Annotated in this window: 1 protein-coding gene; it reads left to right on the top strand. The window is 63.0% G+C overall.

Annotation, left to right across the window (positions count from 1 at the left end; translation table 11 throughout):
- Positions 1-182 precede the first annotated feature (182 nt).
- A partial coding sequence (locus tag AC1DU6_RS35710) for a hypothetical protein (protein WP_477863362.1) occupies positions 183-527 on the top strand: 345 nt, incomplete at its 3' end.

Raw genomic sequence — 527 nt, 5'->3', positions numbered from 1 at the left:
GCTCATGAGAGTGCGGGGAAGGATCCGACTTGGGACGTATGAGGTCGCTTCGATCAGGTAGTTCGGCGCTGTTTCGCGCCGCGGCCTTTTGCATCGTTCTTCCCGGACTCGCGGCCAGCCTGCTGGCTTCGGTCGCGTCCTCTGCCCAAGCTGCGGCGGTTCTCGAAGAACGCAAACTCCCGATGCGCTTCACCTGGGTTGCCTGCGAGCCGAATTGCCGTGGCTGGATCGGTGCGGTGGGGATTGTCACCGGCGACACCGTCAGGGATTTCGACGAGTTTTCCAAGGGCCGCGATCTGACTGACGCGACAGTGGTGCTGGATTCCAGCGGCGGCTCGGTCAATGACGCCATCACCATGGGCCGGCGCTGGCGCAAGCTTGGTCTGCGCACCACAGTCGGTATCACGGTCGACCTGCAATCATCCTCGGGCGTCATGAAGCCGGCGGTCGTGCCGCAGGCCTATTGCGAATCCATGTGCGTGTTCCTGCTACTGGCGGGCAAGACCCGCTATGTGGCCGAGGAATCT

The sequence above is a fragment of the Roseateles sp. P5_B10 genome (assembly GCF_056400485.1).
The sequence above is the reverse complement of the archived record's forward strand: the minus strand, read 5'-3'. Positions and strand labels throughout refer to the sequence as shown.